At 55.6% G+C, this 15982-nt stretch carries 16 protein-coding genes; 6 read left to right on the top strand and 10 right to left on the bottom strand.

The window, feature by feature from the left end; all coding sequences use genetic code 11:
* Positions 1-78: 78 nt before the first annotated feature.
* Positions 79-1038: a MurR/RpiR family transcriptional regulator gene (locus tag KIH26_RS14300; protein ID WP_213446355.1), complete on the top strand. Its 960-nt coding sequence runs from the start codon at positions 79-81 to the stop codon at positions 1036-1038.
* Here the strand turns inward: KIH26_RS14300 and KIH26_RS14295 are convergent.
* The 6 genes from KIH26_RS14295 to KIH26_RS14270 all read right to left on the bottom strand — a co-directional run bounded on the left by KIH26_RS14295 (position 1035) and on the right by KIH26_RS14270 (position 6995).
* Positions 1035-1556 (bottom strand): LPS-assembly lipoprotein LptE, encoded by a 522-nt coding sequence (locus KIH26_RS14295; protein WP_213446354.1) that lies wholly within the window; start codon positions 1554-1556, stop codon positions 1035-1037. The genes KIH26_RS14300 and KIH26_RS14295 overlap by 4 nt on opposite strands.
* Positions 1557-1561: 5 nt before the next feature.
* Positions 1562-4363, bottom strand: coding sequence for a leucine--tRNA ligase (gene leuS / locus KIH26_RS14290; RefSeq protein ID WP_213446353.1), 2802 nt, complete (start codon positions 4361-4363; stop codon positions 1562-1564).
* Between the two features lie 29 nt (positions 4364-4392).
* The gene (locus tag KIH26_RS14285) at positions 4393-4824 is read right to left on the bottom strand and encodes an ExbD/TolR family protein (protein WP_213446352.1); all 432 of its coding nucleotides are present in this window, start codon (positions 4822-4824) and stop codon (positions 4393-4395) included.
* A gap of 141 nt (positions 4825-4965) precedes the next feature.
* Entirely contained in the window at positions 4966-5619 is a 654-nt protein-coding gene (locus KIH26_RS14280) for a MotA/TolQ/ExbB proton channel family protein (protein ID WP_213446351.1), read from the bottom strand.
* 15 nt (positions 5620-5634) lie between these two features.
* The gene (dapB, locus tag KIH26_RS14275) at positions 5635-6447 is read right to left on the bottom strand and encodes a 4-hydroxy-tetrahydrodipicolinate reductase (protein ID WP_213446350.1); all 813 of its coding nucleotides are present in this window, start codon (positions 6445-6447) and stop codon (positions 5635-5637) included.
* Positions 6447-6995: an outer membrane protein assembly factor BamE gene (locus KIH26_RS14270; RefSeq protein ID WP_213446349.1), complete on the bottom strand. Its 549-nt coding sequence runs from the start codon at positions 6993-6995 to the stop codon at positions 6447-6449. The genes dapB and KIH26_RS14270 overlap by 1 nt, the downstream gene beginning before the upstream one ends.
* A 104-nt stretch (positions 6996-7099) precedes the next feature.
* On the opposite strand from KIH26_RS14270, the gene fur reads away from it, so the two are divergent.
* The 4 genes from fur (at position 7100) to KIH26_RS14250 (ending at position 10656) form a co-directional block, all read left to right on the top strand.
* The gene (gene fur, locus KIH26_RS14265) at positions 7100-7543 is read left to right on the top strand and encodes a ferric iron uptake transcriptional regulator (protein ID WP_213446348.1); all 444 of its coding nucleotides are present in this window, start codon (positions 7100-7102) and stop codon (positions 7541-7543) included.
* A gap of 73 nt (positions 7544-7616) precedes the next feature.
* On the top strand, positions 7617-8156 hold the full coding sequence (locus tag KIH26_RS14260; RefSeq protein ID WP_503005218.1) for a phosphatidylglycerophosphatase A family protein: 540 nt from the start codon (positions 7617-7619) through the stop codon (positions 8154-8156).
* Positions 8157-8220: 64 nt separating this feature from the next.
* Entirely contained in the window at positions 8221-8679 is a 459-nt protein-coding gene (locus KIH26_RS14255) for a CinA family protein (protein WP_249661412.1), read from the top strand.
* A 420-nt stretch (positions 8680-9099) separates the two neighbouring features.
* The gene (locus tag KIH26_RS14250) at positions 9100-10656 is read left to right on the top strand and encodes a carotenoid oxygenase family protein (RefSeq protein ID WP_213446346.1); all 1557 of its coding nucleotides are present in this window, start codon (positions 9100-9102) and stop codon (positions 10654-10656) included.
* Positions 10657-10701: 45 nt separating this feature from the next.
* On the opposite strand, the gene KIH26_RS14245 is transcribed toward KIH26_RS14250, so the two are convergent.
* The 4 genes from KIH26_RS14245 to KIH26_RS14230 all read right to left on the bottom strand — a co-directional run bounded on the left by KIH26_RS14245 (position 10702) and on the right by KIH26_RS14230 (position 14998).
* On the bottom strand, positions 10702-11694 hold the full coding sequence (locus KIH26_RS14245) for an AraC family transcriptional regulator (protein WP_213446345.1): 993 nt from the start codon (positions 11692-11694) through the stop codon (positions 10702-10704).
* A gap of 65 nt (positions 11695-11759) precedes the next feature.
* Positions 11760-12863: an MBL fold metallo-hydrolase gene (locus KIH26_RS14240; RefSeq protein WP_213446344.1), complete on the bottom strand. Its 1104-nt coding sequence runs from the start codon at positions 12861-12863 to the stop codon at positions 11760-11762.
* Between the two features lie 90 nt (positions 12864-12953).
* Complete coding sequence (locus KIH26_RS14235) at positions 12954-14138, bottom strand: Acg family FMN-binding oxidoreductase (RefSeq protein WP_213446343.1); 1185 nt, start codon at positions 14136-14138, stop codon at positions 12954-12956.
* 47 nt (positions 14139-14185) lie between these two features.
* Entirely contained in the window at positions 14186-14998 is an 813-nt protein-coding gene (locus KIH26_RS14230) for a hypothetical protein (protein WP_213446342.1), read from the bottom strand.
* 92 nt (positions 14999-15090) lie between these two features.
* Here KIH26_RS14230 and KIH26_RS14225 point away from each other — a divergent pair, with 92 nt between their 5' ends.
* Positions 15091-15975: a LysR family transcriptional regulator gene (locus KIH26_RS14225; protein ID WP_213446341.1), complete on the top strand. Its 885-nt coding sequence runs from the start codon at positions 15091-15093 to the stop codon at positions 15973-15975.
* The last annotated feature ends 7 nt before the right edge of the window (positions 15976-15982 follow it).

Here is a 15982-nt window from a genome sequence, read left to right as displayed (position 1 = left end):
CTCGAACTCAGGCTCTTTGAAAATGACAAGGAGCACACCAGAACCCAGTTTGTACCATAATTTTCATAAAATTGAAATATGAAAAAATCCAGTCTTTCCCTTAGTTCCTCAGACACAAGTGCCCTCTACAACGCGCCAGGTGGCAGCTCTGCGGACACCGCTTTTGCTCAGTCAGAGCTTGGGCAAAAGCTGTTGAATACCTTGTCTGACCCCAAAGCCTCCGCGGCCAACAAGGCCGTGGCAGAGCAATTGCTGCGCAACCCCGTGCGCGCCACGGCCTGGGGCATTGAAGAGCTGGCCGCGCATGCACAAACCTCGGCCGCCACACTCAGCCGCTTTGCGCGCAGCACGGGTTTTTCTGGTTTTGCGGCCATGCGCGACGAAATGGCTCAAGTGCTGCAAAGCATGTTGCAACCCATGGAGAAACTTCGCGATGCTGTGCAACCGGGCGCGAAGCAAGGTGCTGTGACGCAAAGTTTGGAAGCGGGTTTGAACAATGCGCGCACAGCAGCGCAAACCGTGGATGAGGCACTGCTTTCTCGCATCAGCGCGCGACTGGCTACTGCTGGCACGGTGTATGTGATGGGCTTTGGTATCAGCTCGCATTTGGCGGCCATGCTCTCGCTGGATTTGCAGCCCTTTTGCAAAACGCTGATCAATGTGGTGGAGTTTGGCGGCACAGAAGTCGCAGCTGGCCGTTTGATGAACATCGATAAAAACGATGTGCTGATCGTGCTGAGTTTTCCACGCTATGCGCGCGATGCGATCCAGCTCACCAGCTATGCGCGTGATCGCGGCGCGCATGTTGTGGCGCTCACGGATGCGATTGTCTCGCCCTTGGTGGCGCTGGCTGATGATGTGTTGCTCGCTACCGCGCATCATCCTGTGATCTCTAGCAGCTCAGTGGCCGCTGTCCTGCTGATCGAAGCCTTGGTGACCAGCCTGATGGTCAGCCGCAAAGCGAATGTTCAGCAAGCGGGCAAACTCACCGAAGCCATTGCTGGCTATTTGATTTCGCCGTCCAGCAAAAAACGTTAGAGGGTTTTCACAGCAGAGAGGCGGCGCAGCGCCTGCTGCACCACATCGCTTTGCATGCTGCGGTAGATCAAAGCTTCTTCGGCCTCTTTGGCCAGAGCACCCGTTTCATTGAAGCTGAAATCGCGCTGGAGCAAAAGCTCGGTTTCGGGGATCACTTCATTGCCCGCTTTATCGCGCAAACGGAATTTGAAGCGAACGCGCAGCTGAAACTCGCGTACTTGGCCAGACGCGTTCACCCCCACCACGGTTTTTTCGCGCTGATCTTGAATCACATCTAAGATCACCTGCGCGGCATCAAGCTGGCGGTTGTCCGTGATCACTCGCACACCCGAGGATTCCAGCGAACGACGCAGCTCTTGGCCAAGGCTAGAGTTCTCAGCGAAACCTGCATACATGGTGTTGAACGGCAGATTAGGTGCTTGGCGGAGCTGAAAGCCGCAAGCCGATAAGCCAACCGCAATCAGTGAGGTTGAAGCTGCCTTCAAAAGCAAACGGCGTGGGTGAGAGGATGCTGTCATGGCATTCACACCACGATGTTCACCAAACGCCCGGGTACAACGATGATTTTCTTCGGCGCTGCTCCGGCGGAAGCCTTCAGATAAGCTTCGCTAGCGATCGCTGCTGCTTCAATCTGCTCTTTGCTGGCCGTAGCGGCCACAAGGATGGAGCCGCGCAGCTTGCCGCCTACTTGCAGCATTAGCTCGATCTCATCTTGCACGAGAGCCTGCGCATCCACCTGCGGCCATGCGGCATCGAGCAGATCACCATGTGCTTTGGCATAGCCCAGCTCTTGCCAGAGTGCATGCGCCAAATGCGGCGTGGCCGGATAGAGCACACGCAACAAAATGCCAAAGCCCTCAAACACAGCCATCATGTCGCTGTTGCCCGCCGCTTGCGTACCATCGCTGGCCTTGAAGCCTTCCAACGCATTGAGCAATTTCATCGCACCAGAGACCACGGTGTTGTACTGCATGCGCTCGTAGTCGTAGCTCACCTGCTTCAAAACACTGTGAATCTCCAGTCGAAGCGATTTGGCGGGCTTGCTCAAACTTTTTGCACTCAATGAGCCTTCCGCCCTGATGAAACCTGCGCTAGGTGCTATGGAAATAAGAGTATGCAACTTGCTGGCCAAGCCCCACACGCGCTTGAGGAAGCGATAGCTGCCTTCGACAGCGCCATCATTCCACTCCAGCGTGGCCTCTGGCGGTGCGGTGAACATGGTGTACAGACGAGCGGTATCTGCGCCGTATTTATCGATCAACTCCTGCGGATCAATACCGTTGTTTTTGCTCTTGCTCATCGTGCCCACACCTTCGTAGGTGATGGGCGTGCCTGCAGGCAAAGGCTCGCCTGCGTAATCAACGGCGTGCTTTAACTTCGCACCAACGATCTTGCCAGCTTCATCGTGCACATGCTCCACATCGTGCGGCCAGAAATATTCTTTACCGCCTTTCGCATTCTTGCGCGAGTAGATGTGATTGAGCACCATGCCTTGGCAGAGCAGTTTGGTGAAGGGCTCATCCATGCGCACCAAATCCATATCGCGCATCACCTTCGTCCAGAAGCGGGCGTAGAGCAAATGCAGGATAGCGTGTTCAATGCCGCCGATGTATTGATCCATGCCAGGGCCATTAGCCCCACCAGCGCTACCGGAGGGGCCTGAAGAGCCGGGCATCCAGTAATCAACCGCATCATTGGTCATCACCACGCTGTCTTTCTGGTCTTGCTGGGGCAGGCAGTAGCGGATGAAATACCAGGATGAATCCACGAAGGTGTCCATCGTGTCGGTCTCGCGGCGTGCGTCTGCGCCGCAGATCGGGCAGACCGCACCTTTGTGGAAACCTTCGTGCCTATGCAGCGGATTGCCTGAGCCATCGGGGATGCAATCTTCAGGCAGCTTCACCGGCAGCTGCGAGAGCGGCACGGGCTGCGCGCCATGCTCAGGGCAATGCACGATGGGGATCGGTGTGCCCCAGTAGCGCTGGCGGCTGATGCCCCAATCGCGCAGGCGCCAAGTGGTTTTCTTTTCGCCGAGGTTTTGTGCGGCTAAGTCGGCTGCAACAGCATCGACGCAGGCTTTGAATTTCAAACCATCGTATTTGCCGGAGTTGACAGCGATGCCTTCGCCTTTTTCTGCATAGTGTTCTTGCCAAGCATCGGTAGAAAAACTCTTATCCGCCACTTGCACCACTTGCTTGATCGGCAAACTGTATTTCATCGCAAACGCAAAATCTCGCTCGTCATGCGCAGGCACACCCATCACCGCGCCATCACCGTAGCTGATCAGCACATAGTTGCCGACCCAGACTTCAACTTTCTCATTCGTGATCGGATGCATCACGAAGAGACCCGTGGGCACGCCTTCTTTTTCTTTCAGCGCCAGCTCCGCTTCCGTCGTGCCGCCTGCTTTCAACGCTTCAATTTTGGTAGCAAGCTGCGCAGACAGTTCGCCGGCGCGCACTGCAATAGGGTGCTCAGGCGCTACTGCCACAAAGGTCACGCCCATGATCGTGTCAGCGCGTGTGGTGAAGACGTACATCTTGCCGTCTTGAATCAACTTGCCGCTCGCATCCTTGATCGCATGCGGAAACGCAAAGCGCACACCTTCGGATTTGCCCAGCCAGTTCTCTTGCATCAAACGCACTTTGTCAGGCCAGCCGGTGAGTGTTGCTTTGTCGTTGCCGATCTGCACATGATCCAAGAGCTCTTGCGCGTAATCGGTGATCTTGAGGTAGTAACCGGGAATCTCGCGCTTTTCCACCGTCGCGCCCGTGCGCCAGCCTTTGCCGTCAATCACTTGCTCGTTGGCGAGCACGGTTTGATCGACCGGATCCCAGTTCACGATCTGCGTTTTGCGATAAGCGATGCCTTTTTCCAGCATCTTCAAAAACAGCCACTGATTCCATTTGTAGTAAGCCGGATCGCAGGCCGCCATCTCGCGGCTCCAGTCAATCGCGAGGCCCATGGCCTGCATTTGGCCTTTCATGTGCTCGATGTTGGAGTACGTCCACTTCGCAGGCGGCACGCCATTTTTCATCGCGGCGTTTTCAGCCGGCAAGCCAAACGCATCCCAGCCCATAGGCATGAGCACGTTGTAGCCCTTCATGCGCAGCTGGCGCGCGAGCATGTCGTTGATGGTGTAGTTACGCACATGGCCCATGTGTAGCTTGCCACTGGGGTAGGGCAGCATGGAGCAGGCATAGTATTTGGGCTTCAAGCCGCCTTGGGCGTTTTTGGCGTGCTCTTGCACGCGGTAAGCGTCTTTTTCCTGCCACGAGGCTTGCGCGGCTTTCTCAACCGCCGTGTGATCGTATTTGTCTTGCATCCCCTGATTTTACGGGGCTGCGGGTGATTTCAGGGCTTAGAGGCTGGCACTTGAGGATTCGCCACAAAGCCGATGCGCGTGAGCCCCGCTTTTTGTGCGATGCCGATCACTTCGATGACTTTTCCGTAGGGCACGGTTTCATCGCTGCGCAGCTGCACTTCGGTGTCTTTGTTTTGCTTGGCAGTCTGCTGCAAGCTGGTGGCCAGCGCAGCCAGATCCGTGGGTTGATCGCCTAAGAAGATCTTGGCCGATTTGTCGATCACGACGGTCACAAATTTAGGCGCTTCAGTGGGCTTGGCGACATCGGTGCTGGGCAGATCGAGCTTGATGGAGCTGGCGAGCAAGGGCGCGGTGATGATGAAGATCACCAAGAGCACGAGCATCACATCCACCAAGGGCGTGACGTTGATCTCACTCATGGGCTGGCTGCCCTTGCTGCGCTCGAGTTTGCCAAAGCTCATACAGAAGCCTTTTCTGGCAACGATGAGAACGCAAAAGACGCGGAAGAAACGCAAAAGACGCAAAAATTAAACACAGGATTTTTCTGCGTCTTTTGCGTAAGATTTGCGTCTTTTGCGTTCATTTGGTCGAGCGAAGCAGCATTAATTGGCAGGAATAGCGTGGTGAGCAAGAAGCTCGCGCAAGTCTCGTGCAAAGCCTTCTAGATCGGCTTCGATGCGGCCGATGTAGCGGCCAAAGAGGTTGTAGGCGAGCACGGCGGGGATGGCGACTGCCAAACCGGCAGCCGTCATGATCAAGGCCTCGCCCACAGGGCCAGCGATTTTGTCGATCGTGACTTGGCCAGCGCCAACCAAGCCGACCAAGGCGTGATAAATGCCCCAGACTGTGCCAAGCAAGCCAACGAAGGGCGCGGTGGAGCCGACGGTGGCGAGCAGCACTTGGCCGAATTGCAATTTAAGCAACACGCCATGAAGGGCATCGCGCAGAAGGCGAGTGAGTTGCTGGGCTTTGTCGCCTGCGCCAGCGAGCGTGCCTGTGGCATTGACTTGCGCTGCATCGATCAAGGGCAGCACGAGTTGCTCGCGATCCAGGGCGGCCACGCTGCCGCGGCCTTGGCTCACATCTGCAGCTTGCCAAAAACTGGCCACGGATTTGGCCACATCGGGCACAGCACGTTTGATGACCCAAGCTTTCCAAAAAATCACCACCCAGCTGGCTATTGACATGAGCAAGAGCAAGACGGCAATGAATTTGCCCACGCCATCACTTTGCTTGAGGAAATCAAGTGCATCCATCGTTGGCTTCTCGCGTTAAGAATTCAAGCCCAAAACATCAAACATATCGTACATGCCGCTTTTCTTGCCCGATAGGAAGCGCACGGCACGCAATGCGCCTTCGGCATAGCCTTCACGAGTCGATGATTTATGTGTGATTTCGATGCGCTCGCCGATGCCAGCAAACATCACGGTATGGTCGCCCACGATATCGCCACCGCGAATGGCGGAAAAGCCAATCGCCTGCGGATCACGTGCGCCCGTGATGCCTTCGCGGGCAAACACGGCATGGCCTTTGAGATCGCGCCCCAAAGCTTGTGCCACCACTTCACCCATCTTCAAAGCCGTGCCCGATGGCGCATCAACCTTGTGGCGATGATGGGTTTCAATGATTTCAATGTCGTAACCGCTGCTGAGCGATTTGGCAGCCAGCTCGAGCAACTTGAGCGTGACATTCACGCCCACGCTCATATTGGGCGCGAGCATGATGGCAATGTCTTTGCTGGCTTCGAGCAGCTCCTGCTTTTGCGCATCGGAGAAGCCGGTGGTGCCGATCACCAAATTCACACCCTGCTTGCGACACTGTTCTAAATGCAGCATCGTGCCCTCGGGCCGGGTGAAATCTATCAAGGCATGGCAACCCTTTAAAGCATGCGCCACATCGGAAGTGATCGTGACGCCACTGGCCGTGCCTAGGAAGCCGCTGGCATCCAAACCCATGCCTGGGCTGTCGGGCACATCGAGCGCGCCGCCAAGCACACAATCGGGCGCTTTTGTAACGGCTTCAATCAACATGCGACCCATGCGGCCGCCAGCTCCAGCAATACAAATTTTTTGCAACTGACTCATTAGCGCACCGCCGACTCAAGGGGGGGATAAACGCGCGGTGGCTCTGCGCTGCTCGTGGCGTTGTTGCCTGTATTTGGAGCCGTACCTGCCGGTACAGCCGCTGGCAACTTGTCGGTAGTAACTTCGAGCACAGGAACCTTGGACAATGAGCGCCCGGTAGAAAGCGAGGTGACAAACTCTTGCTCCGAAATCAGCTCATCGCTTTCCACTTTGGCCAGCTCATCGCCCTTAAAAAACACGGTGAGCTTGCGCTGCTGGGGCTGCTGGCCTTGGCGGCTGATGGTGAACACGTAATCCCAGCGCTCGGCGTGAAAGACGCTGGTAACCAAGGGCGATCCCAAAATGTCTTTCACCTGGGCGCGAGGCATGCCCACTTGCAGTGCGTCTTTTTGCTCTTTGGAGACAAAATTGCCTTGCACAACCTCGACCTTGTAGGGCGAGACCCAATTGACGACATGCCCCGAGGCATTGTTCAGCGTGGAACAGGCCGATACAGCGGCGCAGGCCGCAAGCAACATGGATAAACGAAACACGGAGGAAACATGCATGGCTAACAGAGCGCTTGCCACAGGTAGGCAACAGCGCTGGCTAAGGTTATGATCAATCCATTGTAGCGGCTTGCCCACATCCTTAGCTTGCCAACTGCCCGCCCATGACGACGCTTGATGAACTGAAAAACACCGGCCTCAAGGCCACCTTGCCGCGCCTGAAAATCATGCAGATTTTTCAAGCGGGCACGCAGCGCCACATGACGGCTGAGGACGTCTACCGTGTGCTGCTGAATGAGCGCACCGATATTGGTTTGGCGACGGTCTATCGTGTGCTGACGCAGTTTGAACAAGCGGGCTTGCTCACGCGCAGCAACTTCGAGAGCGGCAAAGCGGTTTATGAGCTCAATGAGGGCACACACCATGATCATCTGGTGTGCCTCGATTGCGGCAGAGTGGAAGAATTTCACGACCCTGAAATTGAGAAGCGCCAAACGGCTGTGGCCAAAACCAAAGGTTTCGCACTAGAAGAGCATGCGCTCTCACTGTATGCACGCTGCACCAAGACGGCCTGCCCGCATCGGCCCGCGCCCAGCAAAGCCCTCTGATTTTTAAGCGTTTTAGGCATATCGCCCGCATAAAACCTGCGCGAGCTGCTCATTATTTAATAGCAAATATATCTTGAATCCAGATACTTCTGCACCTTTGTCTCCACCGATTCGCCCCAGCGTGCTGCGCCCAGGCGCACGGTTTTTGCTCTCTCACGTTGCGCATTTCATCGCTTTGGGTGCAGGCTCTGGCCTCTCTCGGCTTGCACCTGGCACGCTGGGCACGCTCTGGGCTTGGGGCGCTTTTGCTGTGATGCAGTTGTATTTTTCCGAGGCGCAAATCGGCGGTTTGATCTTGGTCTCGCTCTTCGTGGGCTGGTGGGCATGCACAGTGACTGCCGCGCATCTGCGGGTGCTTGATCCGGGCGCGATTGTGTGGGACGAGGTGGTGGCGTTTTGGATCATTCTCTGGCTTATTTCGCCGGCTGGCTTTTGGGCGCAGCTGGCTGCGTTTGCTCTGTTTCGCTTCTTTGATGCTGTCAAGCCTGGCCCCGTAGCTTGGGCCGACAATTTGTTTCATGGCTTTGGCTGGAAGGGCGGCTTTGGAATCATGCTGGATGATTTGGTGGCCGCGGCTTGCACGCTCTTGGTGATTGCGCTGTGGCGGTTTTGAGGATCAATGGATGACACCGAAACTACAAAAAAGTGAGCATTCTGCGCAGATTCTATGCGGCCTGATGGCTGATTTCTTCTTAAAAAATGAGTTGAAACTGGTGACGGCTGAAAGCTGCACTGGCGGCATGATTTCTGCCGCCTGCACAGATTTGGCTGGCTCATCGAATTGGTTTGAGCGCGGCTTTGTGACATATTCCAACGAAGCGAAAACAGAGCTGCTGGGTGTGGATGCCGCTTTGATCACCGCGCATGGTGCAGTGAGCGAAGCCGTGGCTCGCGCCATGGCTTTTGGCGCAATTCGCCACAGCTTGGCGCAGGTCAGCATCGCTGTCACCGGCGTGGCCGGGCCTACAGGCGGCAGCGTTGCTAAACCAGTGGGTACGGTATGGTTTGGCTTCTCAGTGCAAGGCCAGTTGTACAGCGAAATGATGCGCTTTGATGGTGATCGCGCGGCGGTTCGTTCGCAGACTGTGGTGCATGCTTTGCAGCGCGTTTTGGGTCTTTTGTCTGCAGGTGAGTAGTTCGGATATCCAAATGTCGCACATGACCCGCCCACCTGCCCCTTGACTTGCCAGAAGAAGCCGAGTTGGACGACTGTCTTTTGTAGTAATGATTGCGTGATTGGCCGCGCCCGACTGATACGGTCTTCGCTTTTTCAGACCCATCACGGAGTGGGTCTGAATGTTTGGCGCATCGTTGCAAGCTATTAATTCGATCGCGCACTATGCAGTAAATACGCCGACGATCTGCCTAGATTGTTGAAAAATTGAAGTGGCAGCAGCTGCACAAGATTTTCGCTGCGCAATGGATCTAAGCAGACTAAGCGAGCAGAACTTGCGAGGCGTGCTCTACATGTCAACAAATTGGCCGCTGAGGTCAACGACACTTCGGATGCTTGTCGATATCGTAGAACTTCTTTTACTACTTATCGAAAGTCATCCATGAACTCTCTTGATCGACGCTCGTTCGTCAAAACGCTCTCTGCTGCTTCAACGCCTCTCTGGCTACCCGGATGTGGCGGCAGTGATGCGGTCAGTCAACCTGCTCCTATTTACCCGCGCGTAGAAAGCGCCAATCCACTCGGTTTTGTAGGGCATCTACAAAAAGGCACAGAAGGAGGCTACGAACCCGTCGTTACGGGCAAACTCCCTGCGGGTCTGGCCGGTACGTTTTACCGCAATGGGCCTGGTGTCTTTAGCCGAGGCGCTGAGCGCAAGGGCTCAATCACTGATGGCGACGGCATGATCCGCATGTATCGGTTTAACAATGGGAAGGTCAGCTATCGCGCTCGCTTAGTGCAAACCGATAAGTTGCGCGAAGAGGAGGCCGCCGGCAAATTCATCTACGGTACTTGGACCAGCCCCTTGCCACCCGGCGGAAAGCGCACGCAAGGCTCGCCCAACCAAGCGGGCGTGACCACCGTGGTACGCAACGGCAAGCTCTATGCGCATGATGAAGTCAATCCGCCGTGGACACTGAACCCCGACACACTCGAATCTATTGCGACAGACAATGTGGGCATCGCTGACCCCAGCGGGCTGAAAGCGCATACTCGTGTCGATGAAAAAACCGGCGAATGGATCTTGTTTGATACTTCGTTTAACCCCACCGCGCCCTCGCATTCAGCCTATATCGTCAGCGCAGACGGCAAGACCACAACACAACGCACCATCCCAGTGGGCGCGAACGTACCACTGAACTACATGCACGATTTCTTCGTGACCGGCTCTAGCGTCATGCTGCATCTGCAGCCCGCCCTTCCTGATTTTGCCAAGCTGCGCACTGGCGTGCCATTCGCCAAGAGCTTGACCTGGCAGGCGGGCCTTGGCACAAAGCTGGCCATTCTCTCTAGAGCCAGCGGTGTGGAGCCGATCATTGCTGAAACGGAGAGCCGCTGGATGTGGCACTCGGTTAATGCCTATGAGCGCGGTAACGAAATCGTGGCTGATTTTGTGGGTTATGACACACCCGATCATTTCGTCGAGATCGCTGGAAATGAGCCCGCTTGGTATGCCTACATGCAGGGGCGCAAGGGCAGCTATGTCAATCCGGGCAAACTGCGCCGCTTGGTTGTTAACAAAACCACGAAGCGTACGCGTGAAGAAATTTTGGATAGCAGCAACAATGAATTTCCAGTGGTGGACAAGCGTGTGCACTGTCATGAGCATCGCGACATTTACTTTTTGCAAGCGCCCGGTAATGCGCTGTGGTGGTCTCGCGTCGTGCGCTTTGACGCGCAAACAGGCGCATCGGAAGGCTACGATTTTGGCCCTGGCTATTTCCTCAACGAACCCTCGTTTGCGGCAGATGCTAGTAGGCAGGTGAATTTGGCGAAGCCAGATGAAGGGTGGTTGCTCGTGCCGGTTTTTGAGGCAGCCACGGGCATCAGCTCATTGGCTGTTTTCAGAGCTAATGCATTAGCCGATGGACCCATTGCATCGGTGCGCTTACGCACACAAGATCCGTTTGCGTTTCATGGATCATGGCAGGCTGCCTAAGCGAGACCAGCAATCCCCTATTTCCGCAATTGCGGGAATAGGGGATTATTTCTTTGCCCGAAATGGCACATCAAACCAACGCCGCCACGCACGGCTAAATGCACTCAGCTCGGAAAACCCTAGCTTGAATGCGACGTCAGTCATCGAATACTCCATGTCATCAGCTAATTCTTTCGCGCGTTGGCGGCGTGTGTTGTCAACCAAAGACCGGTATGCGTAACCCGCATCCGACAATTCACGACGCAAGCTGCGAGGAGCGCGCCCTAAAGCCGCAGCGATGGTTGACAAACTCACATCGCCTGTTGGCAAACGCCGTGAAATTGAATCAGTCACCGCAGACAACAAATCACTGGCTGGTAACAGCTCTAACCGGCGTAGAGCCTCTTTTTCGATGAAGTCCCCAAGCGATGCATCAACGCCAAGCGGCGTATGCATCACCTCGAGCGCCCATTGCACACTGTTCTCGTCGGCAGACCAAGCCAGAGGACAATCGAAAAATTGGCGATGCCGTGAGCTATCAAGGGGCTCAGCGTGCATAAACGATACGCTGCGCGGCACGGCCCCCGGTATCAAGACCCGAACCACCGCAACATGCTCCGTCAGAACAACTTCGTTGCGCATCCGTGTGCCTAAGGTTTGCGGCTCGGTATTGCTCCAAACCCATTTAACGCCGCCAGCGCATTTTTCTAGATAGATTCGCCCTGTATCCGTCATCAATCGCGAAAATCTCACCGAGCGCTCCAACGCATCTCGCAGGGTTGGAGCGGTCAAGATCACCATGCCATATATACCCATGTCAGCTGGGCGAATGCTAGCGCCAAAGTCAACCGCAAGCCCGGGGTTGTTGGAGGCCTGCATGGATGATTGCAGCGCATCTACCAATGCCTGCTGGCCTACCCGATCTTCCGCTGCCGCACTGCTCGTACCGGCCACGCGATAAAACGACCTAGGCACAGGCAACTTACTTGCCAACAAAAACAGCTTCAGACGGAGCGCCTCACTGCCGATGACCATCGAAGTCGAATCGGGCGTAGTCATATCAGCGGCCTTTAATATGTATTTAATAGCTTGCAAGCAATAAATACGATGGCAAAGCGCCTAAATTACTGTGCAACGCGGCGGCGGGGCAGCTTGATAGTCTGACCAATTGCCATTACATCAAACGATTCTTGCGGCAGTTGTTTGACAGTGCGGGCTAAGGCTAAGTCTTTCGGCGGTTGATCCAGCGATTCATCCGTCATCGTAAACGTCCCCCAATGCACGCCCACGCTGCGCTTGGCCTGTAGATCAAGATGAATTTGCACAGCATCCGTTGGATCGATATGTTGATCCTTCATGAACCAGCGCGGAGCGTAGGCGCCCACGGCAATCAGTGCGATGTCGAAGCTGCCGCCCAAGGCTGGCGTCTGCCGCGCTGCGAAATGCTTTTGCGTGTCGTTGAAGTCTTGTGAATAGCCGGTATCGCCGCTGAAATACATCTGGAAATCGCTGGCAAATACAGCGAATCCGCCCCACAGCGACCTGCGGCGATCACCGGGGCCGCGCGCGCTCCAATGCTGCACAGGTGTGAAATGCACCTCCACTTGGCCTGCAGCAGTTTTCAATGTGGTTTGATCCCACCAATCGAGCTGCTGCACATTGGTGATGCCCTCGGCGGCAAACCATTTTTTCACGCCCAGCGGCACGATAAAAAGCGGCGCGCCACCAGCTTGTGCGTTCAGAGCTTTCACGCTGCCCGCATCAAGATGGTCGTAATGGTTGTGCGAGAGAAGCACAAGATCAATGTGCGGCAAATCTTTCAAGGCCATGCCAGGCGGCTGGGCACGCTTGGGGCCCGCAAATTGCACGGGAGAGGCGCGCTCGGAAAAATGAGGATCGGTGAGGATATTGAGCCCGCCCATTTGCACGAGCATGGTGGCGTGGCCAATCCACGTGATGGCGGGCTCTTGGGCGGCGCCCCTGTTTGCCGCCACGAATTTGATATCGGGGGAGACGGTGGGCGTTGGCTTCTCGGGCGGCTTGGGCAAACCTGCCAGCGTGCTTTGCCATTTCCAGCGCAGCAAATCAAGGCGCGATTTGTCAATCACATCAATGTAGTTGTTCTGGAAGCCCTCTGGGCGATGGTGTTTCTTGGCGGGGTTGTAGTCTTCATTCACAGAAGCGCAGGCGCTGAGTCCCAGCAACCCACAGATCACTATAAATTTCATAGCGCTTTGCGCAGATAATACGCCGGTAATCAGCCGATTTGTCTTAAAAAATGACATAAATATCTTCCTGGGAGTCTTCAACGCAGCGGCTTAGGCGGTGACGATGAATTGATCCAAAGCGCGTCGTGGCGTCGCTGTTACTGGCTCGGGCACGTAGCCAATACGGCAAAGCATTTGCACGGTCTGATCCGATGCGCTACGCGGCGCGCTCGCGCTGAGCACGAGTTGGTGAACTTGCTCATACTGCGCCTTCATTTCAGGAAACTCTTGCAGCGCTTGACTCATCGGGTGCATGCCGATGCCACTGGCCGTGGCTTGCAATTGCAAGCGCACATACATTCGCCCTGCCTCCACTTGATCATGCCGGGTATTTTTGCCTGTGATCCACACAAATCCCATCGCGGTTTTGCTCGTGCCATCAAAGCGCTCGATGAACTTTTTCTCTGCGGTGCTGTCTGCTGGAGGCGGTTGGCTTCGATCAAATTGGCCAAAAGCCGTGAGTGCACGTACCATGGGTGAGTTGATCGAGATGCCATCGCGATTGGCCAAAATTTCTTCCGGCCCCACGCGCACAAGGCGGATACTCTCCAGATTCGTGCGGGGCGTGCGCATTTCAACAAATGCTGAATCTAAGCAAAGCTTGCGCAAAGGTGCGAGACGTTGCTCTTGCACTGTGCCGCCGCACTGCATGCGTGAGCTGCCGCCAGCAGCCAAAATGCCTTGCAGATTGCTCTCAGACACGGGCTTGGCTATATCGAAATTCACCTTCACTGTGTGACGATTCAATATGTGCGCAAAAAGTGCGTCCTTCTGTGCGCCCTGCGCAATGCTGATTCGCGCCACGGGCAGCTTCATGGCTGCGCGCCAATCCTTCAACTCCGTAGGCATTTCGCCCTGCGGCCACAGCTGCACATCCGCACGCAAGCCCTGCTCAGCCAAGGCAATCACCAGCAACTCGATGAACGCACCATGCCCCACCATGATTTGCCGGCCAAACGGATCGGTCTCAGGCAACACACGCTTTGGATCGGTGCGCAGTGTGATCACATTAGGCTCGCGTAAATCCACCAGCCAAGGCTGAAGGTTATGCGGGTTCGGCGCAGTGATCGCGTAGGCCAAAGCCCTGCGACGCGGCTCCGTCTCACTTGCTGCTGGCCCATTCCATGCCTCAAGAGCCAGCGCGGGCATCGCGCCGCTCATACAACCACTCAAGCCTGCAGTGGCAGCGGCGACCGTACCCCCACCGACCAAACGAATGAATTGACGACGAATCATGATGTTCTCCAAATAAAAATGAATAAGGCGGGGCTAAAAATGAAGGTTTATGCCCAAAACGGTTGTCCGCGCAGTGCTTGTAAAAAAGTCCAAAAACACAAAGCACAAAACAACGCAGAAAAAACCCAGACTGCAACACGGGCAGGCGCTTGCGAGACTCGCAAACGATGCAAAGCAAAGGCAAACAAGGGAATAAAGTGCATGGCATGGATACCAAAGAAATGCGCCACACGCAAATCCCCCCCGCTGCGCGACCATGTGACCACGGGCAGCCCACCGGCATCCGTAGCCGCCGTACCGACCCAATGACCGTTTTGTTGGCCACTCAAATAGCCTCCAAAACCTGTGCCCAACACGAAGGTAATGATCAATCCCAAGACGATGGACAGCTTGAGAGCTGCTGGCAAGGCATAAGCTTGGGTGCGCGCAATCAAAATGGCTAGAACGATAGATGCGCTGGTCAGTAACACGGCACCGATGCCCATCAAGGTATACATCATCGAGTGAAACGATGTGGCCACATTGAAATGCGACCCCTGCCCCAGAGCCCCCTGCCAAGTGACGTAAGCGACCTCGAACAAACCATTCGTCAAAGCCACCCAAACCACATAGCGCGCAGAGCGGGTTTGTAAAGCAGACTTGGGCAACCAGACCATAAAAAGGGCCAAGCTCAGTAAATACACGCCTGTGGAGACTTGAAATTTCCAAGGCTTGAGCCAAACGCTCACGCCTTGAAAGAGGCGAACATCCATCAGTGGTAGTAGCAACGTGGCGCAAGACATCGCCAACAACGCCACGCCGCCCAAGAACAGTGCAGGCGAAGTGTGTCGCAAAGAATGAGTGATCGTTTGTGGATTCATAACGTGTCTAGGAATTGATGTGCAATGCAGCGATTGTGAAAACTTCTTTGTTGTTGCACAATTGCCTATCTGTTCACACCAGATATTCAACAATGAATAACACTTTTGACTGGACATTAATCCGCTCCTTCCTTGCCGCGCTGGAGCACGGCAGCTTGCTGGGTGCGGCCAAAGCCTTGCGTTCTAGCCAACCCACACTAGGGCGGCATATTGCAGAGCTGGAATCGCAACTGGGCACCACGCTTTTTGAGCGCACGGGGCGTGGCCTGCTGCCCACAGCTATGGCGCTGCGCCTCGCCGATTCGGCGCGCGCCATGGAGGCGGGCGCGATGCAGCTCGCGCGCCAAGCGGCGGGCGCGCAATCAAAATTAGCGGGCTCTGTGCGCATCAGTGCAAGCCAGCCGGTGGCCTGTGTGTTGCTGCCGCCGCTTCTCGCGCAAATGCGCGTGGCGCTGCCTGAGATAACGGTGGAGCTGGTGGTCAGCAATGCCGTGAGCAATTTGCTCAAGCGCGAGGCGGATATTGCGCTGCGCATGGTGCAGCCCGATCAAGGCAGTGTGATTGCTCGGCGTGTGGGGCAGGTCACAATAAGCGCCTATGCGCATCGCGACTATTTGCGCCGGCGCGGCATTCCCAAGCAGCCTGCGGATCTGCTGCAACACGATTTACTCAGCGGCGACAAAGACGATACCTTGGAGCGTGGCGCGGCTGCCATGGGTTTGCCGCTTCCAAGCGAGAGAATCGTGCTGCGCACAGATGATTTGATCGCGTATAACTCCGCTTTGCGTGCGGGCTTGGGCGTGGGCTTTATTTCTGACTACATTGGACGTACGGATAACTGCTTGGTGCCCTTGCTGCCGATGCTGCAAATCCCGCCACTGCCCCTGTGGCTTGTGGTGCACCGGGAAATCCGCAGCAACCAACGCATCAAGGCGGTGTACGATTTCCTTGGTAGCCATTTACCCAAAGTCTTATAAGGATTGC

It is taken from the genome of Variovorax sp. PCZ-1, assembly GCF_018413605.1.
In the GTDB taxonomy this organism is placed as follows: Bacteria; Pseudomonadota; Gammaproteobacteria; order Burkholderiales; family Burkholderiaceae_C; genus JANMDU01.
The sequence above is the reverse complement of the archived record's forward strand: the minus strand, read 5'-3'. Positions and strand labels throughout refer to the sequence as shown.